This is a genomic window from Caulobacter sp. FV2ye17ST (genome assembly GCF_058680955.1).
This window is the reverse complement of sequence record NZ_CM178727.1, coordinates 2,297,325-2,319,566: the sequence shown is the minus strand read 5'-3', so window position 1 is coordinate 2,319,566 and position 22,242 is coordinate 2,297,325. Positions and strand designations below refer to the sequence as shown.

The 22,242-nt window shown below is 65.2% G+C and carries 22 protein-coding genes and 2 pseudogenes; 15 read left to right on the top strand and 9 right to left on the bottom strand.

Translation table 11 applies throughout. The annotated features are described in order from the left end of the window. Nucleotides 1-2: 2 nt before the first annotated feature. Nucleotides 3-803, bottom strand: coding sequence for a cystine ABC transporter substrate-binding protein (tcyJ, locus tag ACW17V_RS11195; RefSeq protein ID WP_492105206.1), 801 nt, complete (start codon nt 801-803; stop codon nt 3-5). Between the two features lie 166 nt (nt 804-969). On the opposite strand from tcyJ, the gene ACW17V_RS11190 reads away from it, so the two are divergent. Further along, complete coding sequence (locus ACW17V_RS11190) at nt 970-2,148, top strand: M48 family metallopeptidase (protein ID WP_492105205.1); 1,179 nt, start codon at nt 970-972, stop codon at nt 2,146-2,148. Between the two features lie 124 nt (nt 2,149-2,272). Here ACW17V_RS11190 and ACW17V_RS11185 read toward each other — a convergent pair whose 3' ends face one another. Beyond that, nucleotides 2,273-3,388, bottom strand: a complete 1,116-nt coding sequence (locus ACW17V_RS11185) for a beta-ketoacyl-ACP synthase III (RefSeq protein ID WP_492105204.1) — start codon at nt 3,386-3,388, stop codon at nt 2,273-2,275. Nucleotides 3,389-3,684: 296 nt separating this feature from the next. Between ACW17V_RS11185 and ACW17V_RS11180 the strand changes: the two genes are divergently transcribed. Beyond that, nucleotides 3,685-4,215, top strand: a complete 531-nt coding sequence (locus tag ACW17V_RS11180) for a porin family protein (protein WP_492105203.1) — start codon at nt 3,685-3,687, stop codon at nt 4,213-4,215. Between the two features lie 246 nt (nt 4,216-4,461). Here the strand turns inward: ACW17V_RS11180 and ACW17V_RS11175 are convergent. After that, nucleotides 4,462-4,610, bottom strand: a pseudogene (locus tag ACW17V_RS11175) (hypothetical protein); the annotation flags it as partial. A 325-nt stretch (nt 4,611-4,935) separates the two neighbouring features. On the opposite strand from ACW17V_RS11175, the gene ACW17V_RS11170 reads away from it, so the two are divergent. Then, a complete protein-coding gene (locus ACW17V_RS11170; RefSeq protein WP_492105202.1) occupies nt 4,936-5,328 on the top strand; it encodes a hypothetical protein in 393 nt (130 codons plus the stop codon). After that, nucleotides 5,325-6,257, top strand: a complete 933-nt coding sequence (locus ACW17V_RS11165; protein ID WP_492105201.1) for a sterol desaturase family protein — start codon at nt 5,325-5,327, stop codon at nt 6,255-6,257. The genes ACW17V_RS11170 and ACW17V_RS11165 overlap by 4 nt, the downstream gene beginning before the upstream one ends. 193 nt (nt 6,258-6,450) lie before the next feature. Here ACW17V_RS11165 and ACW17V_RS11160 read toward each other — a convergent pair. Both ACW17V_RS11160 and ACW17V_RS11155 read right to left on the bottom strand, forming a co-directional pair. Then, nucleotides 6,451-7,489 (bottom strand): annotated as a pseudogene (locus ACW17V_RS11160) (NUDIX hydrolase). Beyond that, on the bottom strand, nt 7,428-8,072 hold the full coding sequence (locus ACW17V_RS11155) for a YfbR-like 5'-deoxynucleotidase (RefSeq protein WP_492105200.1): 645 nt from the start codon (nt 8,070-8,072) through the stop codon (nt 7,428-7,430). The pseudogene ACW17V_RS11160 and the gene ACW17V_RS11155 overlap by 62 nt, the downstream one beginning before the upstream one ends. Nucleotides 8,073-8,178: 106 nt before the next feature. Here ACW17V_RS11155 and ACW17V_RS11150 point away from each other — a divergent pair, with 106 nt between their 5' ends. Together ACW17V_RS11150 and ACW17V_RS11145 are read left to right on the top strand one after the other, a co-directional pair. Then, nucleotides 8,179-8,991, top strand: coding sequence for a universal stress protein (locus ACW17V_RS11150; RefSeq protein ID WP_419317051.1), 813 nt, complete (start codon nt 8,179-8,181; stop codon nt 8,989-8,991). Between the two features lie 30 nt (nt 8,992-9,021). After that, nucleotides 9,022-9,399, top strand: coding sequence for a hypothetical protein (locus ACW17V_RS11145; RefSeq protein ID WP_492105199.1), 378 nt, complete (start codon nt 9,022-9,024; stop codon nt 9,397-9,399). 2 nt (nt 9,400-9,401) lie between these two features. On the opposite strand, the gene ACW17V_RS11140 is transcribed toward ACW17V_RS11145, so the two are convergent. The 4 genes from ACW17V_RS11140 to ACW17V_RS11125 form a co-directional block, all read right to left on the bottom strand. Continuing rightward, the gene (locus ACW17V_RS11140; RefSeq protein WP_492105198.1) at nt 9,402-10,217 is read right to left on the bottom strand and encodes a hypothetical protein; all 816 of its coding nucleotides are present in this window, start codon (nt 10,215-10,217) and stop codon (nt 9,402-9,404) included. A 72-nt stretch (nt 10,218-10,289) separates the two neighbouring features. Continuing rightward, complete coding sequence (locus ACW17V_RS11135; protein WP_492105197.1) at nt 10,290-11,156, bottom strand: AAA family ATPase; 867 nt, start codon at nt 11,154-11,156, stop codon at nt 10,290-10,292. A 119-nt stretch (nt 11,157-11,275) separates the two neighbouring features. Next, on the bottom strand, nt 11,276-11,575 hold the full coding sequence (locus ACW17V_RS11130; protein WP_492105196.1) for a hypothetical protein: 300 nt from the start codon (nt 11,573-11,575) through the stop codon (nt 11,276-11,278). A gap of 74 nt (nt 11,576-11,649) precedes the next feature. Further along, nucleotides 11,650-13,446, bottom strand: a complete 1,797-nt coding sequence (locus ACW17V_RS11125; protein WP_492105195.1) for a tetratricopeptide repeat protein — start codon at nt 13,444-13,446, stop codon at nt 11,650-11,652. A gap of 188 nt (nt 13,447-13,634) precedes the next feature. On the opposite strand from ACW17V_RS11125, the gene flbT reads away from it, so the two are divergent. The 9 genes from flbT (at nt 13,635) to ACW17V_RS11080 (ending at nt 22,240) form a co-directional block, all read left to right on the top strand. Further along, on the top strand, nt 13,635-14,060 hold the full coding sequence (gene flbT / locus ACW17V_RS11120) for a flagellar biosynthesis repressor FlbT (protein WP_492105194.1): 426 nt from the start codon (nt 13,635-13,637) through the stop codon (nt 14,058-14,060). Beyond that, on the top strand, nt 14,020-14,382 hold the full coding sequence (gene flaF, locus ACW17V_RS11115) for a flagellar biosynthesis regulator FlaF (protein ID WP_492105193.1): 363 nt from the start codon (nt 14,020-14,022) through the stop codon (nt 14,380-14,382). The genes flbT and flaF overlap by 41 nt, the downstream gene beginning before the upstream one ends. Nucleotides 14,383-14,615: 233 nt before the next feature. Further along, complete coding sequence (locus ACW17V_RS11110) at nt 14,616-15,434, top strand: flagellin (protein ID WP_492105192.1); 819 nt, start codon at nt 14,616-14,618, stop codon at nt 15,432-15,434. A 267-nt stretch (nt 15,435-15,701) separates the two neighbouring features. Beyond that, nucleotides 15,702-16,523 carry a flagellin gene (locus tag ACW17V_RS11105; protein WP_492105191.1) on the top strand — a complete coding sequence of 274 codons (822 nt, stop codon included), beginning with the start codon at nt 15,702-15,704 and terminating at the stop codon, nt 16,521-16,523. 114 nt (nt 16,524-16,637) lie between these two features. Further along, nucleotides 16,638-16,949, top strand: coding sequence for a hypothetical protein (locus ACW17V_RS11100; RefSeq protein ID WP_492105190.1), 312 nt, complete (start codon nt 16,638-16,640; stop codon nt 16,947-16,949). 176 nt (nt 16,950-17,125) lie between these two features. Further along, the gene (locus ACW17V_RS11095; protein WP_492105189.1) at nt 17,126-17,959 is read left to right on the top strand and encodes a flagellin; all 834 of its coding nucleotides are present in this window, start codon (nt 17,126-17,128) and stop codon (nt 17,957-17,959) included. Nucleotides 17,960-18,048: 89 nt separating this feature from the next. Beyond that, on the top strand, nt 18,049-18,603 hold the full coding sequence (pseH, locus tag ACW17V_RS11090) for a UDP-4-amino-4,6-dideoxy-N-acetyl-beta-L-altrosamine N-acetyltransferase (protein WP_492105188.1): 555 nt from the start codon (nt 18,049-18,051) through the stop codon (nt 18,601-18,603). 78 nt (nt 18,604-18,681) lie between these two features. Further along, a complete protein-coding gene (locus ACW17V_RS11085) occupies nt 18,682-21,501 on the top strand; it encodes a hypothetical protein (RefSeq protein WP_492105187.1) in 2,820 nt (939 codons plus the stop codon). Between the two features lie 58 nt (nt 21,502-21,559). Further along, nucleotides 21,560-22,240: a hypothetical protein gene (locus tag ACW17V_RS11080; protein WP_492105186.1), complete on the top strand. Its 681-nt coding sequence runs from the start codon at nt 21,560-21,562 to the stop codon at nt 22,238-22,240. Nucleotides 22,241-22,242 lie beyond the last annotated feature (2 nt).

Here is a 22,242-nt window from a genome sequence, read left to right as displayed (position 1 = left end):
GCCTACTTCGTGACGTCCGCGCCGAACCAGGTCCGCGAGATCGCCGCCATCCGGCCGTCCGCGCGCATCGCGGCGATGGCCTGATCGACCATCACCTTCATGGCCGGATCCTTCAGCATGGCCACGCCCTGGTTCTGGGCCGCGAAGGCCGGACCCGCGGCGATGAACTCCGGCGAGTTCTTGACGAAGTCGGCGGCCACCAGCCGGTCGTTCAGCACCGCGTCGATGCGGCCGGCCTTCAGGTCCTGATACTTGGTCGGATCGTCGTCATAGGTGCGGACATCGGCGGTGGGCACATTGGCGCGCAGCCAGCTTTCGTAGTTGGTGCCCAGACCCACGCCGACTTTCTTGCCGGCCAGCTCGGCGGGCGAGTAGGGGCCGGCCTTGCCCCTCAGAACGATGATCTGGATGCCCGACACCGTATAGGGCTTGGAGAAGTCGTACTTGGCCGCGCGTTCGGGCGTGATCGTGATCTGGTTGATCACCACATCGATGCGCCGCGATTCCAGCGCGCCCAGCAGGCCGGCGAAGGGTGAGGGGCTGAACACCGGCTTGACGCCCATCTGGGCGGCCAGGGCCTTGGCGAAATCGACGTCGAACCCGGCCAGCTGGCCGTCCTGATCCTGGAAGTTGAACGGCGGATAGGTGCCTTCCAGCCCGATGCGCAGGGTCTTGGTCGCCTGGACCCGCTGGGCCGTCGTCTTGGCGGACCCGTCCCCGGCCTTGTCGCCGCAGCCGGCCAGAGACAGGGCGCCGCCGGCCCCCAGGGCCATGAGAAGGTTTCGACGGTCGTGGAATCGCATGGAGGCCTCGAAAATCGGTGAGCACGACAGTTCTATACGCCGGCGCGGCCTTCGCCAGAGGCAAGCGCGACCGGCGCACGCTTCCTCCGGCCTGACGCGGAATTAAGCTGACGCCTGCTGCGGACTCTGCCCTTCTTCAGTCCACGAACTTCAGGGGGGAGGGGCAATGACCCAGCCATTCGATCCGGCCGCCGCCACGGCCGCCTATCTGGCGCAGTTGTCGCCCGCGGCGCACGCCAAGGCGCAGGCCTATACGGAGGGCGGCCACTGGCTGCTGCTGTGGGGTTTTCTGATCTCGGTCTTCACGGCCTGGCTGATCATCCGCTCGGGCGTGCTGGTCCGGGTGCGAGCGGGGCTGGAACGTCGCCGCCCGCGCCCGATCGTGGCCAGTTTCGTTGTCGGGGTGGTCTATCTGCTGGTCGACTGGGCCCTCAGCCTGCCCTGGTCTGTCTATTCCAACTGGTGGCGCGAAAAGTCCTACGGCATGACCAGCCAGGCCTTCAGCGGCTGGCTGGGCGAGGGGGTGATGTCGATGGCCATCTCGGCCGTCTTCACGGGCCTGTTCTTCGTGGCCCTGTATGCCCTGATCCGCAGGGCGCGCCGCCTGTGGTGGCTGTGGGCGGGTGGTCTGACCGCCGGCTTCATGGTTCTGGGCATGCTGGTCGCCCCGATTTATATCGAGCCGCTGTTCAACAAGTACACGCCGGCCCCCAACGGTCAGGTGCGTGACGCCGTGGTCCAGATGGCCAGGGCCAATGGCGTCCCGTCCGACAAGATCTTCATCTATGACGGCTCCAAGCAGTCCAACGCCTACACGGCCAATGTCTCGGGCCTGTTTGGCACGGCGCGCATCGCCATGAGCGATGTGATGTTCAAGAAGGGCGCGGACCTGGCCGAGGTGCGCGGGGTCGTCGGCCACGAGATGGGCCACTATGCGCGGGGCCACAGCCTGTGGATCACCGGCATCTTCAGCTTGCTGGCGATCCTGGCGTTCTTCGTCGTCGATCGTCTGTTCGCGCCCGCCCAGCGGCTGTTGGGCGCCGGCGGTGTGACGGGCATCGCCGATCCCGCCGGCCTGCCGGTGCTGGGGGTGATCCTGGCGGTTCTGGGTCTGCTGGGCGGGCCGATCGCCAACACGGTGATCCGCGAGGTCGAGAGCGACGCCGACCGCTACAGCCTCGAGCGCGTCAACGAGCCCGACGGCCTGGCCAAGGCCCTGGTCAAGACCATCGAGTACCGCGCCGCCACGCCCGGCAAGCTGGAGGAGGTGCTTTTCTACGATCACCCGGCCGTGGGCGTTCGCGTCCGCCGGGCGATGGACTGGAAGGCGGCGCATCCGCAATAAAACTTGTCATCCCGGCCAAGCGCGTAGCGCGCCGAGCCGGGACCCAGGGGCGACCGCAATGCGCCGGCCCCTGGGTCCCGGCTCTCCGCTTCGCTACGGCCGGGATGACAAGTTTTAGAGCGCTCTACCGCTTGCGCACAAACACCGTGCCCGCCGAATAGCCCGCGCCGAAGCTGCAGATCAGGCCCGTCTCGCCCGCCGCGAAATCGTCATTGGCCGTGTGGAAGGCGATGATCGAGCCGGCCGAGCTGGTGTTGGCGTACTCGTCCAGAATGATGACGTTCTCGCCGGGGGCGGGATCGCGGCCCAGCACCTTGCGGCCGATCATCTCGTTCATGTTGATATTGGCTTGATGAAGCCAAAGGCGCTTTAGCCCTTGGGGGTCCACGCCGATATCGGCGGCGTGCTGCAGGATCATCTCGCTGACCATCGGCACCACCTCGCGGAACACCTTGCGGCCTTCCTGCACGAACAGCTTGTCGCGGGCCCCTTCGCCTTCCGGCGCGGCGCGGTTGAGGAAGCCGAAATTGTTGCGGATGTTGTTGGAGAACACCGTCTTCAGGCGCGTGCCCAAGATCTCCCAGCCGCCCTTGGCCTGTTCGGCGTCCTCGATGATCACCGCGGTGGCCACATCGCCGAAGATGAAGTGGCTGTCGCGATCCTTGAAGTTCAGGTGGCCCGAGCAGATCTCGGGATTGACCATCAGCACCGCCTTGGCGCTGCCGGTGGCGATGAAGTCGGCGGCGGTCTTGATGCCGAAGGTGGCAGACGAGCAGGCCACGTTCATGTCGAAGGCGAAGCCGTCGATGCCCAGGGCCTGCTGCACCTCGATGGCCATGGCCGGATAGGCGCGCTGCATGTTCGAGGCCGCGCAGATCACCGCGCCGATCTCGCTGACCGGCTTGCCCCAGGCGGCGATGGCCTGTTTGGCGGCCTCGACGGCCATCTCGGCCAGGATCGAGATCTCGTCATTGGGGCGCTCGGGCAGCACAGGACGCATCAGGTCGGGATCGAGGATGCCGGTCTTGTTCATCACGAATCGCGACTTGATGCCGGACGCCTTCTCGATGAACTCGGGCGAGGAGGGGGCCAGGGCCACGACCTCGCCGGCCGCGATGGCCTCGGCGTTGGCGGTGTTGAAGCGCTCGACGAAGGTGTTGAAGGCCTCGACCAGCTCGGTGTTCGAAATGCTGTGGGGCGGGGTGTAGAGCCCCGTGGCGGCGATGACGGCTTGATGCAAGCGACTGGTCCCGATGACGCTGGCGCGCGACCTGAAGCGCGCGTCTCAATTGTTGTTCTGCTGGATCAATAGCACGCCTGCCGGCCTCGTCACCTCCCCGGGACGCGCGGCTTTGGGGTCACAGGCGCGGCGTTTTCGCTTCCGCAGGGGAACAATCCCGCGCCGCCACAATCGCCTTGGACATGTCGGCCGCGACACGCAATGGCCGCAAACCGGTCCGGCCCGGGCCCTATCGGGGCCGCATGGCCGGCCTAGTCAGAGGGGGCTGAGGGGCATCAGTACCTGGAGTCACAACAATGAAAACTCTCATCGCCGCGACGGTTGTCGCCGCTTCGGTCGCCGCTATCCCCGCCCTTTCCCACGCACAGGTCTCGCCTGAATATTACGGCTCGGTCGGCTATGGCTCGACCCGCACCGATGGCGCCGATGTCGGCGCCATCCAGGGCCGCCTGGGCGCCAAGCTCACCCCCCACTTCGGCGTTGAAGGTGAGGTCGGCGTCGGCGTGACTGACGACAAGACCTATGTGGCCGGCGCGCCCGTGAACGTCGAACTGAAGCATCAGGCGGCGGCCTACGCCGTGGGCTATCTGCCGGTGACGCCGCAGATCGACCTTCTGGCCAGGGCCGGCTACGGCACGGCCAAGTTCAAGAGCTCGCTCGCCGGCGTGTCGTCCAGCGAGTCGCAGGACAGCTGGAACTATGGCGTCGGCGCGCAATACAAGCTCGACGACAAGAACGGTCTTCGCGCCGACTGGACCAAGTCGGAGTTCACCAACTCCAAGGCGGACGCCGACACCCTGGCGGTATCCTACGTCCGCAAGTTCTAGAGCGTTTTGTCCCGGGCTCGTGGGCCCGGGACGGCCTCTGTCCTCTCATGGGCGCGGGGATAGACGCCCAAAATCCTCCCCTGAAGGGGGGCGCATCACGAGCCTCCCCATACAATCCCCGTCATCCCGGGGCTCGTCCCCGGGACCCATTGTTCCGTTGCGCCGTAAGAGATTCATGGTCCGCCGACCGTGCGGCCGACCCATGGGTCCCGGGGACGAGCCCCGGGATGACGGGCTTTTCTATCGTCACGCTCCAGCGCGCCGACACGGGCGTCCAGACAATCGACGCAGCCCCCTAAAAACCTCCCGTATTCTGTACCCACCTCGTCGCGAGGAAAGGGCGCAAGGCCAGCGACCATTGCGGCGGCGGGGTGTGATCGAGCGGGGACAGGCGGGCGTAATGGCTCGCGGCCCGGCGTGAACGCTATTCACGCCGCCCGTCTGGGGCTGGAAGCGTACGAGGCGTCACAATACCGCCCAAGCGCAGGCTCTTGTGAACCGGTCACGCGGAGCGGACGGCTTCGTCGAAACGGTACTTTTTCAAACTCATCCGGACGTCGTCCGGACGCTCCGCGACCCTTTCCATCAACTCGGCGTTTCCGCGCGAGGTCGCGACACCGTGTCCGGGCTGCAGAACGACCAGATCCCTTGACGGCGATCACCTACGGCCCGACGCTGTCTGCAAAATACGGGGAGGGCGGCGTCAGCTTGGAAAAGGCGATGCTGATTCAGCTTATCGGTTCGGCGATCGCGATCAGCGTGCTCGTCGGCATAGCGGCCTGGGCGGGCATCGCCCGGCCGACGCCGCCGCTCGACTCGGCGGGCCTCGCGGCGTTGCTGGCTGAGGAGTTTCCCGACCATCACCCCACCGCGACCTGGATCTCGGCCGACGGCCTTGGCGCCCTGGCGCGGGATGGCGACACGGTGCTGGTTCTGTGGAAGCGCGGCGACGGCTATGTCGCCCGCGACCTGGCCTGGCCCGTCGTGGCTGCGGCGCAGTCGAAGAATGGCCGGCGGGTCGTGAAGACCGGCGACGCCGCGCCCGTGTTCGCGGTCGCCGATGATGTCTGGCCGCCCCAGGCCCTGATCGCCCAGAAGGAGCCTGTCGCATGAAGGCGCAGTTCGATCCCGTCCAGATGGCGATCCCGTTCTTCGTCCTGGCGGTCATCCTCGAGATCGTCCTGGCCCGGATGGGCAAGGCCAAGGCCAACTACGAAACCCGCGACACCGCCATGTCGCTGTCGATGGGTCTGGGCAGCACGATCGCCGGCGTGCTGACGGCCGGACTGGTCTTCGCCGCCACGGTCTGGGTGTATCACCACCGCCTCTTCACGATCCCGATGACAGCGGTCTGGGCCTGGGTCGTGCTCTTCTTCGCCGAGGATCTGACCTACTACTGGTTCCACCGGATCTCCCATGAGCGAAGGGTCTGGTGGGCCAGCCACGTCAATCACCACACCTCGACCCACTACAACCTGTCGACCGCCCTGCGGCAGACCTGGACGGGCGGGGTGGCCGGGACCTGGCTGCTGTGGCTTCCGCTCGTGTTTCTGGGCTTCCCGCCCGCCATGGTGGCGATCCAGAAGGGGATCAGCCTCGTCTACCAGTTCTGGATTCACACCGAGGCGGTTCGGCGCATGCCGCGCTGGTTCGAGGCGGTGTTCAACACGCCCTCGCATCACCGGGTGCACCACGCCCGCAACGCCCGCTATCTGGACGCCAACTATGCCGGCATCCTGATCATCTGGGACCGGATGTTCGGCACCTTCATTCCCGAGGTCGACGAAGAGCCCTGCCGCTATGGCACGGTGAAGAACCTGGGGAATTTCAACCTGTTCCACAACGTCTTTCATGAGTGGATCGGTATCGGCAAGGATCTGGCCGGTTCGAAGTCGCCGCGCGAGGCGCTGGGCTATGTGTTCGGTCCGCCCGGCTGGAGCCCGGATGGCTCGCGGGACACCTCGCACACCCTGAAGGCCAGATGGCGGGCGCGACAGGCTGCGGAAAAGGCGGCGGGCGATGTGCGTGAGGCGGCTGAATAGGCGGGGGCCAAGAGCGCTGAATTGCCCTTTTTCCCGCTCTCCCCGGCGAAGGCCGGGGCCCAGATCGAACCCTGAAAGGGTGTCGGTCTGGCTAAATCAGAAGGCGCGTCATCCCCAGACGCTCAGGCTGAATGTGGGTCCCGGCCTTCGCCGGGAAGACGGAGGTTTGGGAATTTCCTCAACACCGCGAACCCTAGTCCCGCAGCAGCGGCAGGCTGAGCCCGCTGGCCGGCCGCGCCGCCAGGATCTCGCGGCGGAACCGGAACAGCTCGGCCGGGCGGCCGCCGGTCTCGGCGTCCAGGCGTCCCAGGCCTTCCACGAGCTCCTCGCGTTCGACCACGCGGCGGAAGTTCTGCTTGTGCAGCGGCACCCCGGCGATGGCCTCGACGGTGCGCTGCAGGGTCGACAGGGTGAACTCGTCGGGGGTCAGTTCGAACACCACGGGCCGATACTTGATCTTGCCCCGGAGGCGGGAAAGGCCGGTGGCCAGGATGCGACGGTGATCGGAGATCATCGGCTCGCCCAGAGCCGCCGACAGGGCGGCGGGTTCGGCCGGATCGTCGCCGTCGGCCCGGGCCTGGTCGCGGGCGGCCTCGGGGGCCAGGCCGGCTTCGTAGAGCAGCTCGTAGCGCTCCAGGACCCGTTCCTCGTTCCACGGCGCGCCCTCGAGGGCGAAGGCCAGGCGGGCGCGGGACCACTTGCCGGCGTCGCCCTCGGCCCAGCGCCGCAGGGCCGGGGCCAGGACGGCGTCCAGCAGGGCGGGGCGGCCCTGGCGCCAGTCCTCCCAGGGAAAGAACCGCGACCAGGGCGCCCAGACGGTGTCCGGCGCATCGGTGTCGATCGCGTCTGGGGTCAGGCCCAGATAGCCGACCGAGACGACCCGCGCCGCGCCGGCCCCGACCTCGGCCCGGGGCGCGTCGCGGCCCTTGTCGCCGAAGGTGTAAAGCTGCTCGACATAGCCCAGCTGGAACCGGGTCTGCTCGGTGACGAACGCCCGCAGGCCCAGCTCGAAGGTGCGGTGGCCCTCGGGGTCGAACGGTCCGAACGGCAGGCCGGGCAGGGGCGAGGCGACATCGGTGACGGCGTCATGCGGTCGAACGGTCAGCACCACGGCCTCGCCATCGCGAATGGCGACGACCACGGCCGAAAGCCCGATGACGACGGATGCGCTCATTCGGTCTCGAACGCTTCGTTGGGCGCGGACTCGAAGCCCGCGGCCCTGGACAGCACATGGAAGCGCTGAACGTAGTGGGCCTGGGCCTCGAACGGCGGCTGCGGCTTGATGTGCAGGTCATAGCCGGCCGGCGGCGCACCGAAGATGGCCAGCGACTCGGCATGCTCGAACCCGGCCAGCTGGGTGGCCTCGAAGAAGGCGCAGGCCCGGTCGGCCTGCTTGATCAGCTTCTTGATGGCCGGCGGAGTCTTCACCGGCAGTCCGAAACGGATGTGGATCGCATCCTCAAGGCGGACCTCGAAATCCTTGTAGCTGACGCCCAGAGCCGCCTTGAACGGGCTGATCATGTCGCCGATCACATATTCGGAGGCGTCGTGCAGCAGGGCGGCCAGGCGCCACTTTGGCTCGAGATCGGGCTTGATGTGGGCGGCGATCTCCTCGACCACCAGGCTGTGCTGGGCGACGGAAAAGCCATGCTCGCCAATGGTCTGGCCATTCCAGCGGGCCACCCGGGCCAGGCCATGGGCGATGTCCTCGATCTCGATGTCCATGGGCGACGGGTCGAGCAGATCCAGCCTCCGGCCGGAGAGCATTCTCTGCCAAGCGCGGGGCGCCGCGCCCCTATGCAGCCCTTTGGCCACGAGATCGTTCCTCACGGTGAAGGTGGACTGACTGACCCATCGGTTGACAAAGATCAATGATGGGTACGGCCTCACCTGTGGAAATGCGCTCCAAAGGAGTTCGATCATGAGTTGGGCAAGAATTATGGCTCCCCTCGCGGGAGCACAGGCCGACCGGGATCTCCTGGCGTCGGCGGCCACCCTGGCAAAGGCGTTCGAGGCGGAGCTGGCCTGTGTCCACGCTCCGGCGGACATCGCCGACTTGATGCCCTGGATGGGCGAAGGCTTCATGGGCGGGGTGCAGGTCACAGCGCTGGAAAGCCTGAAGGAGGCCGCCGTGGAAGGGGCCCGCGCCGTCGGGGCTTTGGCCGCCGAGATCGGCTACTCGCGAACCCGTGTCATCAGCCTGGAATCGCCTGTCTGGGCGGGCCTGGCCATGGAAGGCCGCCTCTCGGACGTCATCGTTTTCGACAGCGCCTCGGCGCGCGGCAAGGGCCCCCTGGCCGAAGCCTTCCAGCAATTGGTCGCTGACGAGCAGCGCCCGATCATCGTCGCCCGTCCTGGCCTGAAGGTTGGAGGCGTCGCCGTGGTCGCCTGGGACGGCGGCAAGGAAGCCAGCCGGGCGATGCGCACCGCACTGCCGCTGCTGCAAAAGGCCTCGTCGGTGATCGTCGCCGGCGCTCCGGCTGCATCGTCGCGCAATTTCGATCTTGCGCGGCTGGTCGAGTTTCTGAGCGCTCGCGGCGTGACCGCGACAAGCCAGACCCTGCAGGGAACCGGCGACGCCGCCGGGCTGTTGCTGGGGACGGCTCGCGAGGCCGGCGCCGATTTCCTGGTCGCCGGGGCCTTCGGGCACCCGCGTCTGCAGGAGTTCATCTTCGGCGGCACGACCCGCAGCCTCCTGAACAGCGATGGTCCTTCGCTGTTCCTGTCGCACTAACTGTCCGTCATTCCTTCAAGGGAGGCTTAAATGTCCCTGTCTCGCATCGTGATGCGTCTTGCCCGCAATCCTGGCACCGAGTTCGCCGGCGGCGACGATCATCGCGGCTACGCCCTGACCGCGCCCCTGACCGCCGACGGTCATCTTGACGAGGCCGCCTACGCCAAGAGCAAGGCGGCCTGCAGCGTCCGCCGTTTCGCGCCCGACGAGGAGGCCGTTGACGGCCTGCTGGCGCGCAAGGGAGCGCGCTGGTTCTTCGACTACGACAATTCCGACAGCGCCGATGACGAGCCGGTCCACCGGCTGGGCGAGCACAGGTTCGCGCTGGGCGAATATGTCACCGTGACCGACGAGGATGGCCGGCCCCTGACCTACAAGGTGATGGAGGTCGTTCCGGTCCCGGCCTGAGTTCAGCCGCCGACGTTGTGGCGAACCAGGGCCTTCATGTCCTTGAAGACGTCATGGTCGCCGGAATCGCGGTTCTTGGCCTTGATGGTGGCGACGGCGAGCGGGCCCCCCTTGGGTCCGCGCGCCTCGTAGCCGACCACGCGGTAGCCGCTGGGCGCCTTGTCGCTGGCCAGGATCAGGGTCGAGCGGATCGAGTCGCCGCCCTTGCTGTGACGGATCTCGGCCCCGTCGTCACTGGCGCGGATATTGACGGCGCCGTCTCCGGTCTCATCGTCGTCCGCGGTGATGCTGACCGTCTCCTTGCGGTCGTCGCCCTTCACCGTGACGTTCTTGTCGATCTTGACCTCGGAGGCGCCGCCCTCGTTGCTGTTGATCGTGATGTGGCCGATCTTTATGTCGGCCCCGTCGTCGCTGGCATCGATCCGCAGGCCGGGCAGATGGATGCTGGTCTTGTTGCGGTCGTGCTTTTCGCCTGGCTTCTGGACCGTGGCGGGCTTCAGCGTGGGCATCAGCGCCTTCAGCTCGGCCTCGATCGGGGCCAACGCGACCTCGGCGTCGCCGGTGTTCAGCGACACGAGCCGGAGCAGCACTTCGGCCTGGTCGCCGGCATAGCCGCAGGACAGACCATCGGCCGCGACGCTGACGCGTTTCAGGTCGCCCTGCGTCTCGGGACAATCGAGCTTGGAGATCGCCCGGACCGGCTCGCGACGTAGATGCCGCTCGTGCTTTTCAGCCTTCACCGTTTCGCTGCGATGACAACCCGCCAGCGCAAGCGCGCTGGTGGCGGCGAACATGGCGATCCAAGTCGAATGACGCATGACCATCCCTCTGATTTCGGCGGGAAGGTGAGGGCGGTCGCGTCACCCGTCCAGTGAATTCCAGGTAAGCCCTTATTGCCCTGGGCGGCCTGCGCCTTCGCGCCTCGCTAGGAAGGCCAGGCGCTCGAACAGGTGGACATCCTGCTCGTTCTTCAGCAGGGCGCCATGCAGCGGGGGGATCAGCTTGGTGGGATCCTTCTCGCGCAGCAGGCTCACGTCGATGTCCTCGACCATCAGCAGCTTCAGCCAGTCCAGGAGCTCGGAGGTGGAAGGCTTCTTCTTCAGGCCCGGCACCTTGCGCATGTCGTAGAAGATCCGCAGGGCCTCGGAGACGAGCTTCTGCTTGATGCCCGGATAGTGGACGTCGACGATCGCCTGCATCGTCGCCTCCTCGGGGAAGCGGATATAGTGGAAGAAACAGCGGCGCAGGAAGGCGTCCGGCAGTTCCTTCTCGTTATTGGAGGTGATGATGATGATCGGGCGAACCTTGGCCGAAATCGTCTCGCCGGTTTCGTAGACATAGAACTCCATCCGATCGAGCTCTTGCAGCAGATCGTTGGGGAACTCGATGTCGGCCTTGTCGATCTCGTCGATCAGCAGGACGGGGCGCACGGGGCTTTCGAACGCCTCCCAGAGCTTGCCCTTCTTGATGTAGTTGCGGACATCCTTGACCCGCTCCTCGCCCAACTGGCTGTCGCGCAGGCGGGTGACGGCGTCATATTCGTAGAGGCCCTGATGGGCTTTTGTCGTGGACTTGATGTGCCAGGTCAGCAGGGGCGCGCCCATGGCCTTGGCGACCTCGTAGGCCAGCACGGTCTTGCCGGTGCCGGGTTCGCCCTTGATCAGAAGCGGACGCTCAAGCGCCACGGCGGCGTTGACCGCGACCTTGAGGTCCTCGGTCGCCACATAGTCGGAAGTGCCTTCGAAGCGCTGGCTCATGCCCACCCTTTGCCGGATCGATCCGGTCTCGAACAAGTGTTCAAATCAGGGGTTCAAACTACCGGGCGGGACGCGCTTGGCAAGAGCGTGCGGAATTGAAACCGAACGATCGGTTTGCTCTATGCTCCATTGCGCCCGGGCAGGGTGTCCAGCGGGTCTCGCTCGACGTCCAGACCTTCGTCGTCGCGTTCACCTTCGACTTCGTCTTCAAGGTCGGCCAGCTCGCTGTCGTCGAGGTCGTCAAAGCCCTCTTCGATATCGTCATCATCCGCGTCGCCATCAGCCTGGGTGACGTCATAGACGTCGGTGATCTCGTCGAAATTGGCGATGTCGTCGCCGTCGCGCGTCAGATGGGTTTCATCCAGCACCTCGGCGGTGTCTTGCGCGTCGGGGGCGTCGTTCACGTCCAGCGGAGCCATCACGAAATCTCCAGAAGCGGCCAAGCCCTGCGCCTGGCCGTCCTGCATCAATCCCGCCGCTGTCGCGACGTTCCCTAGCCGGGATAGGTTTCCGCCAGCGCCTGCGCCACCTCCGCCATGGTCGGCGACCAGTCGTAATAGTCCGACGAGGAGAAGCAGCGGATCTGCGGGTACCAGGGCAGGCTCTCGGTGCCCAGGCGGGTCCAGGACGCCGCGCCGCTGATCTGCCAGACATTGGCCCCGCAGGCGCCAGCCAAATTGATCGTCGCGTTCGAGAAGCCGATGATCAGGTCCATGGCGCAGCACAGCGCGGCGACGTCATCGAGATCCTTCTTCAGGTCGATGCCTTCGGGCTGCCAGATATCGACGCCAAACTCGGCCTTGGCGTAGGCGATCTCTTCGTCACAGTCACCGTACTGCAGATTGACGAAGGTGACGCCCGGCGTTTCGAGGATGGGGCTCCACAGGTCGAAGGGCGAGAACTGACGCGCCCGTTCGCCATTCAGCTTGAGGCTCTTCCAGAGCAGGCCAACCTTCGGGCCCTTGGGCGCGGCCTCGAGCTGCTGGCGCCAATGGCTGACGCGCTCGGGATCGGCGACCAGGAAGTTGGGGCGCCTGGGGAACGACTCGACCGATGGGCGCAACACCGGCAGCAGTGAACCGATCGGAGCCCACTGGTCGATCCTGCTCCAGTCCGAGACGTGGGGCGCGGTGCGACGCACTCGGCCCTCAAAGGCCACCGTTCGGTGCGCGGTAACCTCGGCGGTCGGAAAGGAGCGTTCGAAAAGTGGGACCAGGCGATGTTCGACGGCGATAGACAGCGCGCCCTCGGGGCCGATGGCGTCCAGAACGTCGGGCAACATGTTGGCGAACATCACTTCGTCGCCAAGGCCCTGTTCGGCGCAGATCATCATCCGCTTGCCCGCCAACGGCTGGTCGACCGACCAGCGGGGTGCGTCGATCAGAAAACGGGGCGCGTCGGACAGGTCGTGCGAGAAGCGCGCCTCGTAGGCTGCCCAGCCTTCGCTCACACGACCCAGGCAAAGAAGAATTGTCGATCTGGCGAACTGCATCATGGCCAGGTCGTCCGCCGACTCGGCGTGAGCAATGGCCGCCTCGCAATCCTCCAGCGCGCCCGGGACATCGCCCAGGTCCAAGCGGGCATAGGCGCGGTTGTGATAGCCCTTGCCAAAAGCGGGGGCGAGGCGAAGGGCTTCGTCAAAGAAGGTCAGGGCCTGCTGGCCGTCGCCCAGACTGCACATCACCGTGCCCAGAGTGTTCCAGAGGATCGGCTGGCCCTGGTCGGCCATGATGGCCGGCCGAAGAATGTCGATGGCTTCAGCGCATTGATTGAGGTCGCGCAGCGCGCAGGCCAGATTGTTGGTCGCTTCCACGCAATCGGGGCGGGCCAGCCGGTAGTGGGCGAAAAACTTGGCCGCCAGCTCCGGCATGTCCATGCGGTAGGCCAGTCGTCCCAGATCTCCCGCGACGGGGCCGTGGTCAGGCAACAGCTTCAGCGCCGCCTCGTAGGCGCGCATGGAAGAAACAAAGTCGCCGTTCTTTTCGCGTGCGATGGCCAGAACGTGCCAGGCGACGCCCTGTCGCTCATCCTTTTCCAGCACCTCGAGGGCCAGTGCGTCGGCCTTTTGGAAGTCACGCGACTGGATCGCCGCGATCGCTTGTCCTAGCAGGCGGGCTGTTTCGCGATTCTTCAGCTCGTTGGCGGCGCGGTCGAGCCGGGCCAGAGCCTCGACCGAAGCAGAATCACCCATGGTCGTCCCAGCGATTCCGCGCTGGACGATCGCCGCCGCGATGATCTCCTGCTGGGCCAGCGTGCTGCCGGAACCCTCGAGGGCGCGTTTGCGGGACATGGAATGAGCCTTGCGGGTTTGGAGTTAACCATCCTGTGGGGCAGTATGTTTAACTGAGTCCTAAGCCGCGGCTCACGGTCGCAGGGTCAGCAAGACAGCGTTAACCCGACCTGGCCTAACTTTGAGCCTGACCCGCCGATCCTGGCGGAACGGGCTGTCGTGGCGATTGCAGAGGGGAGCGGCATAACGTGCCTTTGAAGCTTTCGCTGAAGCCCGGCGAGAAGTTCGTTTTGAACGGTGCGGTGGTCCAGAATGGCGACCGTCGTGGCGTTCTCGTGCTCCAGAACAAGGCCTCCGTCCTTCGAGAAAAGGACATCATGCAGCCGGATCAGGTGACGACGCCATCACGTCGCATCTACTTCCCGGTCATGATGATGTACCTGGAAGAAAGTGTCGCGGAGCGGTTCTACGAGGACTTTGCCACGCGCCTGAACGAGTTCATGAGTGTGGTGCGTAACCCGGCCGTGTTGTCAGATTGCATCGCGATCTCAAAGCACGTCATGGCGCGCGAGTACTATAAGGCGCTCATGTTGAGCCGAAAATTGATCGAGTACGAAGACGAGAGGTTGGGGCATGTCTCTTCGAGCCTATCAGCAGGCGGCGACGAGGGCTGAAAATCCGCGTGAGCTGGAATACCGCCTCTTCGGCCAGGTGACGCGCGCCCTTATGGACGCGTCTCAGGCCCCCGAGGACGATATCGCCAAGCGGATCGACGCGCTCGACTGGAATCGCCGGGTGTGGTCGGCGATGGCCACCGACTGCTCCTTGCCCGAAAACTCGCTGTCGCCCGAGCTGCGCGCCAGCATCATTTCGCTCAGCCTGTGGGTCGGTCGCCACTCCAGTGCGGTCATGCGCAAGGAGGAGGATTTCGAGCCTCTTATCGATATCAATCGGACCATCATGCAAGGTCTGGCGGGGCGTGTCGAAGGCGCCTGATCCATCAGGCGCCAATTGCCCAGCCCGTTTAGGAAGTTCCTGCCGCCCGGCGAATGTTGCATTCGTCGGGCGGTTTAGTTTCCAGCTTGAGTCTGGAATAAACTCATAAAAATCAGCCGCTTAGAATCTGACCTCGCGTGAGTGTCAGTGGCCCGGCCCTTGCGATGGTTTCTGCAGGCAAAACGCCCAGCCGGCTCGCGCCGGAGAAATCCGACCAAAACGGTAGGTGACCTATGATGAACTCAATCAACACCAATGCTGGTGCGCTCATCGCACTGCAAAACCTCAACTCGACCAACTCGGAGCTTTCAACAACCCAAGGCCGCATCAACACCGGCAAGAAGGTCGCCAACGCCAAGGATAATGGCGCGATCTGGTCGATGGCCAAGTTGCAGAGCACTAGCTCGAGCTCGTTGAACGCCGTGAAGGATTCCCTCCAGCGCGGTCAATCGACGATCGATGTGGCGCTCGCAGCTGGCGATACGATCACGGATCTGCTCAGCAAGATGAAGGAAAAGGCTCTGGCCGCTTCCGACACCTCGCTGAACACCGCGAGCTTCAACGCCCTGAAGGCAGACTTCGAGTCGCTGCGTGATCAAATCACCAAGGCGGCCACGAACGCCAAGTTCAATGGCGTCAGCATTGCTGACGGCACGACGGCGTCGCTGACCTTCCTGGCGAATGCCGATGGCGATGGTTTCACCGTTACCGCCAAGACGCTGTCGCTCGACGGCATCGGCCTGGCGGCCGGCTCGACCTTCACGGACGCGGCCACGGCTAAGACGATGATTTCGACGATCACAACTGCTCTCACCACCGCGACCAACAAGCTGTCGTCGCTGGGCACCAATTCTGTCGGTCTGGACACGCACCTGACCTTCATTGGCAAGCTCCAGGACAGCCTGGAAACGGGTGTGGGCAATCTGGTCGACGCGGATCTGGCGAAAGAAAGCGCCAAGCTCCAGTCGCTGCAGACCAAGCAGCAACTGGGTGTGCAGGCACTGTCGATCGCCAATCAGACGCCGCAATCGATCCTGTCGTTGTTCAAGTGATCCGACATGCCGGGCGGCCCTTGGGTCGCCCGGCGCCTCCTTCCACCCGGCGCCTAGTGCCCGGCAATAGTTGCCCACAACAAACAACCCCCGGCAGTTTCTGCCGGGGGTTGTTGTCGTAAACAGACCTATAACGCCATCTTTTCAAGGACTTGTCGCGTATTGCCTGGTGGGCAGCTTTGGCCCGGTCATTGCTTCCCCTCGTGTGAGCAAAAAGCTCCCGGCAGTCAAAATGACGTCGGCCCACCTTGAAAAGGAAATTTCGTAATGGCGCTGAATAGCATCAACACGAACGCTGGCGCGCTCATCGCGCTGCAAAACCTGAACTCCACCAATTCGGAACTCCAGACCGTCCAACAGCGCATCAACACCGGCAAGAAGGTGGGCAGCGCCAAGGATAATGGCGCGATCTGGGCGACCGCCAAGAACCAAGCTTCCACCGCTTCGTCGCTGAACTCGGTGAAGGACTCGCTGCAGCGCGGCCAGTCGACCATCGACGTGGCCCTGGCCGCCGGCGACACCATCACCGACCTGCTTGGCAAGATGAAGGAAAAGGCCCTGGCCGCTTCCGACACCTCGCTGAACACCGCCAGCTTCAACGCCCTCAAGGCTGACTTCGAGTCGCTGCGTGACCAGATCACCAAGGCCGCCACGAACGCCAAGTTCAACGGTGTCAGCATCGCCGATGGCACGACGGCGTCGCTGACCTTCCTGGCCAACGCCGATGGCTCGGGCTTCACCGTCGCGGCCAAGACGTTGTCGCTGGACGGTATCGGTCTTTCGGCGACCTCCAGCTTCACTGACGCCGCCACCGCCAAGACCATGATCACCACGGTGACCACGGCCCTGGGCACGGCGACCAACAAGCTGGCTTCGCTGGGCACCAGCTCGACCGGCCTGGACACCCACCTGACCTTCGTCGGCAAGCTGCAGGACAGCCTCGACGCCGGCGTGGGCAACCTGGTTGACGCCGACCTGGCCAAGGAAAGCGCCAAGCTGCAGTCGCTGCAAACCAAGCAGCAACTGGGCATCCAGGCGCTTTCGATCGCGAACCAAGCTTCGTCGTCGATCCTGAGCCTGTTCCGCTAAGGAACGGAGGGGGCGGGTCCTTCACGGATCCGCCTCCGCTTCTTTCAGGCTTGAAGACGAGGAGAACCCGCACCACCAGAGGACGCCGCCGCGAAGGCGCTGGCGCAAGGAGAGATGGAACCCAAAGCCGCTTTGTCGGCCGTCGCAGCCGATTCGGCCGTCACAGGCCAATATTCGAAGGTCACCGCCCCGGAGCCATCCGCGGGCGCTGTTGTCGTTTCCGAATCGCGTACTGATTCGGTCGAGCCTCAGCCGGGCGACCTTCGCCTAGTGATCGAGCAGGACGAGGACAGCGGGGCGTTCATCTACAAGACTGTGGACCGCCGCACCGGTGAAACCTTGCAGATCGTGCCGCGCGAAGACGTGCTGAAACTCAAGCACGCCGCGACTTATGACCCAGGCTCGGTTTACGACGGCCTGACTTGAGGCGCCCCGAAGGCGCGCTTTTGCCCTGCGGCGGCGCGTCGCGGGGTGTAGTCGTTATGGTTTATTTCCGTTAACCATAACCTTACCTTCTGATCATACGGTTTGCTCCGTGAGGGCTCGTTCGCCGGTGGGCGTTCGAACCAAACCCGGAAAAAATTTCCGATCGGAGGCCGCGAATGTCGCTCAGCGTCAACACCAACCAGCCCGCGCTGATTGCTCTGCAGAATCTGAACAAGACCAACGATGACATGCAGGGTGTTCAAACCCGCATCAACACGGGTCTGACAGTCTCCAGCGCCAAGGATAACGCGGCAGTCTGGTCCATCGCCCAGGAACAGCGCGCGGACATGAACGCGCTCTCGGCGGTCAAGATGAGCCTTGATCGCGCGACCTCGGTCGCGGACGTGGCCCTTGCCGCGGGCGAGTCGATCTCGGATCTGCTCAGCCTGATGCGCGAAAAGGTCGTTGCGGCCAAGGACACCTCGCTGACCACCAAGTCACGCCAGGCTCTCAACTCCGACTTCCAGGGGTTGGTCAAGAATCTCAGCCAGGTGCTGTCCAGCGCCACCTTCGATGGCGCCAACCTGCTGAACGGCAGCCTCACGGCCGACGTCTCGTTCCTGGCGGATGCTGACGCCGGAACGGCGATCACGCTGAACCTGCAGAACCTGTCGCTCGGCGGGACGATCAACACCCTGACCGCCACTGACGACATCTTGGATGTCGCCAACGCCTCCAATGTCCTGACCCGCCTTGACGCCACCATGGGCGCGGTGAACCAGGCCGTCGGTAATATCGGCACCCAGGCCAAGCAGATCGAGGCTCACCACACCTTCGTTTCCCGGCTGTCGGACGTGCTGGAAACCGGCGTGGGCAACCTGGTCGACGCCGACCTGGCCAAGGAAAGCGCGCGTCTGCAGGCCCTGCAGGTCAAGCAGCAGCTCGGCGCTCAGGCCCTGTCCATCGCCAACTCGGCGCCGCAGATCATTCTGAAGCTCTTCAACGGCTAGTCGCCGGACGCGGTCTTCGCGCCGGCGCTCTAGGCCATCGGAGTCGCGCGGGGTAGGCTTTGTAAAGGCGCCAGGGGGAATTGGCCGGGATGATCGACCTTCGCGATTTACAGGATCAGGATGAGGGCGTGCTGTTTCAGTGGCGCTCCGAACCTGAAGTCGATCGATGGATGTCGGACGCCGCCTTTCCCAGCCGGGAGGCGCATGCGGCCTGGTTCGACAGCCTTCGCAACGATCCCGACATGCGCGGCTGGATGATCACGCGGGCAGGGGTCCCGGCGGGCCTTTTGACCCTCTCTGGCCTGCTGAGCCATCACCGCCGGGCGAGCTGGAACTGGTTTCTGGGCTCGGCGGAGGCCCGGGGCCGCGGCGTGGGCCGCGCCGCCCAGGTGCTGGGGCTGGATCGCGCGTTCGGCGAGCTTGGCCTGCACAAGGTTTTCGCCGAGGTGATGGCCGACAATGACGCCGCGCTGAAGGCTCAGGTGGCGACCGGATTTCGGCGCGAAGGCTATCTGCGGGGGCATGTTCTGAAGAACGGAACAGCGCGCGATGTCGTCCTGCTGGGGATCCTGGCTTCAGAGTGGAGCCATCTGCGCGAGGCGGCGCGGCGTAGCCTCACCGAAGCGCACCTAATCGCCGCGTAACCAAAGGTCTTAACGAGTTTTCAGCGTTACGCGTTCAAATAGAAGCGGGGTGCTCCGCGTACCCCGACAGGAATCGCCGTGATCACTTTCGACACCAGCGTACTGCTCGGCTACTATCAGGCTCGCACGGGCCAGCTGAACGGCGCGTCGGCCACGGCGACTTCCCCGTCCAAGTCCAAGGCCGTGGTGCCGACCGCGCCGTGGATGTCCGGGGGCACGGAACCCAGCGCTCTGGTCAAGGCGGCCCTGAGCGGCCGCAAGTTCGTCGATGAGGCGGGCAATGCCTCCAGCCTCAAGGGCGCGAGCGGCGACTACAAGAAGCTTTTCGCCACGTACCAGGCGCTCAACACCCTTTCCGCCATAGCGGCGCGGGCCGCTGAAAAGGGCGTCACCGACAGCGAGCTCAAGCGACTGCAGACCGCCCTGACCAAGGGACTGTCGGAAGTCACGGCCTACACCCAGAACATGAGCCTGGATCAGGGGCGCCTCACGCCGGGCGCGGTGATGGCGACCGATCGCTCCACGGTCGGTGTGCCCAAGAACGTCTACAGCTACATCACCGACACGATCTACAGCGGCGAGTCCGACGACGAAGTGCCCAAGTTCCAGGGCAATGTCAGCTTCGATCTGGCCGTCAAGAAGTTCGGCGTCACGACAAACGTGACCATGAACCTGATTGATATGGGTGCGACGCCCCGGACGATGTCCAACGTCGTCAGTTTCATGAACAGTAAGCTCAAGGCTGAAGGCTTCGAGACCAGCTTCGCCGTTGAGCGCAAGGTCGGCGAGACCCGAACCGTGCAGGTCAATGGTCAGCCGGTGACGCTGCCCGCGACCGGCGACGACTTCGCGCTGCGGGTGAAGGGCGACTCGACCGAGCAACTGACCTTCACCGCGACGGCCTCATCGCCCGCCGTCTACATCACGACAGCGGCCGGCAATCCCGATCCGGACAAGGACACCAAGACCGACGACGCGGTCATCGAAAACACCCTGACCAAGTACAGCGCCGCCGGCGGCGGGCAGCCGGGCGGCAAGGTGTTCTCCGAGACCCTGCAGGGCACGATATCCAGCGTTCGCAAGACGGTGTCCGGAGCCGACGGCTCGATCTACATGCTGGCCGACGTGACCAAGGACGTGAACGGCCAGGTGATCAAGGGCGACCAGGACGTCGCGCTGCTTAAGTACGACTCGGCCGGCCACCTTCTGTATGCCCGCAGCCTGGGCGCCACGGACTCGGCCAGCGGCCTGAACCTGGCTGTGGCCGACGACGGCAGCGTGGCGGTCGCCGGTTCGGTGACGGGCCGGCTGCAGGGCGCGGTCGATGGGCCGATCAATTCCGATGCGACCTCGGGCAAGACCGATAGCTTCGTCACGCGCTATGACGCCAAGGGCGACGAGCAGTGGACGGTGCGGCGGGGCGCCATGCTGGAAGACGAGGCGACGGCGGTCGCGTTCGGATCCGATGGCATCCTCTATGTCGGCGGACGTTCAAAGTCCGATCTCCCCGGTTCGACCTCGGCTGCCGGTGGCGAGTATGATTCCTATCTGACGGCCTTCGCCACTGACCTGAACGGAGGTCCCAAGGCCCTGTTCACCCAGAAGTTCGGCACCGCCGAAAACGACTCCGTCTCGGACATTGTCGTGAACGGTTCGCAGGTTTTGGTCGGCGGCAAGGAGAACGGCAACGCCGTTCTGCGCAGCTTCACCGTGGCTCCGACCGTGGTCACCGAGAACGCCACGTCGGTCACGTCCGCGGGCGTGACGGTCACGACGCCGGTGACCTACACCAAGGCCGCCACCCTTTCGACGGGCGCCGTGCGCGATCTGGGCTCGCTCAAGGGCGGCGAGATGGTTGGCCTGAAGATTGATGGCGGCCAGCTTTACGTCGGTGGCCATACGTCAAATGGCGCACTGAGCCTTGGCAATACGACAGCCGTAGCATCCGGGGGTTCCGATGGCTTCGTGGGCCGTCTGTCGCTCGACCTGACCGACACCAGCGCCGACGCCCTGGCCTACTATGGCGGTACGGGCGACGACACGGTAACCGGAATGGCCGTCTCGAACGGCTCGGCCTGGCTGGTGGGCGCGGCGGGCAAGAACCTCGAAGGCCAGGCGACGGTCGGCGAGAAGGACGGCTATGTCGCGCAGATCGACGTCGCCTCAGGCGGGGTGTCCTGGTCGCAGAGGCTGACGGGCAAGGACGGCTATGCGACGCCGACCTCGATCGCGGTCGACCAGGCCGGCTCCAGCAGTCTCGACGCCTTTGGTCTGCCCAAGGGCAAGATGGATTTCACCCAGTCCGAGCGCCTCGTCTCCGCGACGGCCGCCCGCGCGGGTGACACCTTCCAGATCCGCACCCGCGAGCGCGGGACGCTGACGACCATCACCATCGACGCCAAGGACACGCTGGAAACCCTGGCCGACAAGATCAAGCGCGCCTCGGGCTTCCGGGCCAAGGTCGAGATGTCCAGCGACGGCAACAGCCGCAAGCTGAAGATCAGTCCCGCCTACGCGACCTCGACGATCGAGGTTCTGGCGGGGAAGGGCGGCACCGACGTGCTTCAGGCCCTGGGCCTGGCCTCCGGCGTTGTTCGCAACACCAAGGTCGAGAGCGGCAAGACGGTTTCGGCCGATGGCGGCGGTCCGGTGTTTGGCCTTCAACTGGCGCCCGAGCTGGACCTGTCGGACGAGGCGGGTCGCAAGAACGCCTCTTCGGTGATCACGCGCGCGATGTCGTCCGTGCGCACCGCCTATCGCGAAATCGCCGACATCGCGATGGGGATCGACAGCAGCGCCGCCACCACCTCGGGCAAGACCGGCGGCACGGTGCCGGCCTATCTGAAGAACCAGATTTCCAATTATCAGGCCGCGCTGAACCGTTTGACGGGCGGATAGTCGTGCAGACGGCCCTGTGGCGCTTGAAAGCGCCATCTTCGCGTCGTAGCCAGTGTTCATGGAACTTCTGAAAGACCGACGCATCGTTCTGGCGGGCGGCGCCGCACTGGCGCTCCTGGCGGGTCTCGGCATCGCCGTCGCGCTGCTGGGCGGCAAGGGCAAGCCGACCGAGCCGCCTCCCGCCTCCCGCGCGGGCCTGATCGTCGAGACCGGACGGGCCGACGACACCAAGCTGGACCCTGCGCGTCCGCTGCGCTGCTTCGTGGGCGGCCAGTTCGTCGGCGAGACCACCCTGGCCGAGTGCGCCAAGAAGAATGGCGTCGCCACGGGCGCTCTGGATGTGGGCGTCGACGAGACCGGCGCCCTGGCCGCCGCCGATCAGGCCGGCACGGTCCTGACGCCCCTGCCGCCGCCGACCATCGACGCTCCGCCGACATCGGCCGTGTCGCCTGGACCCGCGCCGTCGCCGGCGACGGCCGCCTCGAGCACGCCTCTCGCAGCGTGTTGGCGCTATTCCGGCGCCGAGTGGCGCCGTCTGCCGGGCGACATCACCCTGAACGCCTGCGCCCAGACCCTGTTCGCGGGCCGCTGCGAGCGGCCGGGCGGGGCCACCTACGGTCGCTGGGGCGAAGAGACCCTGCGGCTGGTTCCCGGGCGTGTCGAAGCGTCCTCTGACAATCGTTCCTTCCACACCGTGATCGACCAGGGACCGAACTGCTCGATCCCGGCCGCCGGCTAAGA

Coding starts and splice junctions, on each gene's coding strand:
- ACW17V_RS11125 (WP_492105195.1), bottom strand. CDS start 13,446: ATGTCCCGCAAACGCGCCCTCGAGGGTTCCGGCAGCACGCTGGCCCAG.
- ACW17V_RS11145 (WP_492105199.1), top strand. CDS start 9,022: ATGTCCCTGTCTCGCATCGTGATGCGTCTTGCCCGCAATCCTGGCACC.
- ACW17V_RS11150 (WP_419317051.1), top strand. CDS start 8,179: ATGAGTTGGGCAAGAATTATGGCTCCCCTCGCGGGAGCACAGGCCGAC.
- ACW17V_RS11095 (WP_492105189.1), top strand. CDS start 17,126: ATGTCGCTCAGCGTCAACACCAACCAGCCCGCGCTGATTGCTCTGCAG.
- ACW17V_RS11165 (WP_492105201.1), top strand. CDS start 5,325: ATGAAGGCGCAGTTCGATCCCGTCCAGATGGCGATCCCGTTCTTCGTC.
- ACW17V_RS11110 (WP_492105192.1), top strand. CDS start 14,616: ATGATGAACTCAATCAACACCAATGCTGGTGCGCTCATCGCACTGCAA.
- ACW17V_RS11100 (WP_492105190.1), top strand. CDS start 16,638: ATGGAACCCAAAGCCGCTTTGTCGGCCGTCGCAGCCGATTCGGCCGTC.
- tcyJ (WP_492105206.1), bottom strand. CDS start 803: ATGCGATTCCACGACCGTCGAAACCTTCTCATGGCCCTGGGGGCCGGC.
- ACW17V_RS11180 (WP_492105203.1), top strand. CDS start 3,685: ATGAAAACTCTCATCGCCGCGACGGTTGTCGCCGCTTCGGTCGCCGCT.
- ACW17V_RS11130 (WP_492105196.1), bottom strand. CDS start 11,575: ATGGCTCCGCTGGACGTGAACGACGCCCCCGACGCGCAAGACACCGCC.
- ACW17V_RS11135 (WP_492105197.1), bottom strand. CDS start 11,156: ATGAGCCAGCGCTTCGAAGGCACTTCCGACTATGTGGCGACCGAGGAC.
- pseH (WP_492105188.1), top strand. CDS start 18,049: ATGATCGACCTTCGCGATTTACAGGATCAGGATGAGGGCGTGCTGTTT.
- ACW17V_RS11190 (WP_492105205.1), top strand. CDS start 970: ATGACCCAGCCATTCGATCCGGCCGCCGCCACGGCCGCCTATCTGGCG.
- flaF (WP_492105193.1), top strand. CDS start 14,020: ATGTCTCTTCGAGCCTATCAGCAGGCGGCGACGAGGGCTGAAAATCCG.
- ACW17V_RS11170 (WP_492105202.1), top strand. CDS start 4,936: ATGCTGATTCAGCTTATCGGTTCGGCGATCGCGATCAGCGTGCTCGTC.
- ACW17V_RS11080 (WP_492105186.1), top strand. CDS start 21,560: ATGGAACTTCTGAAAGACCGACGCATCGTTCTGGCGGGCGGCGCCGCA.
- ACW17V_RS11140 (WP_492105198.1), bottom strand. CDS start 10,217: ATGCGTCATTCGACTTGGATCGCCATGTTCGCCGCCACCAGCGCGCTT.
- ACW17V_RS11105 (WP_492105191.1), top strand. CDS start 15,702: ATGGCGCTGAATAGCATCAACACGAACGCTGGCGCGCTCATCGCGCTG.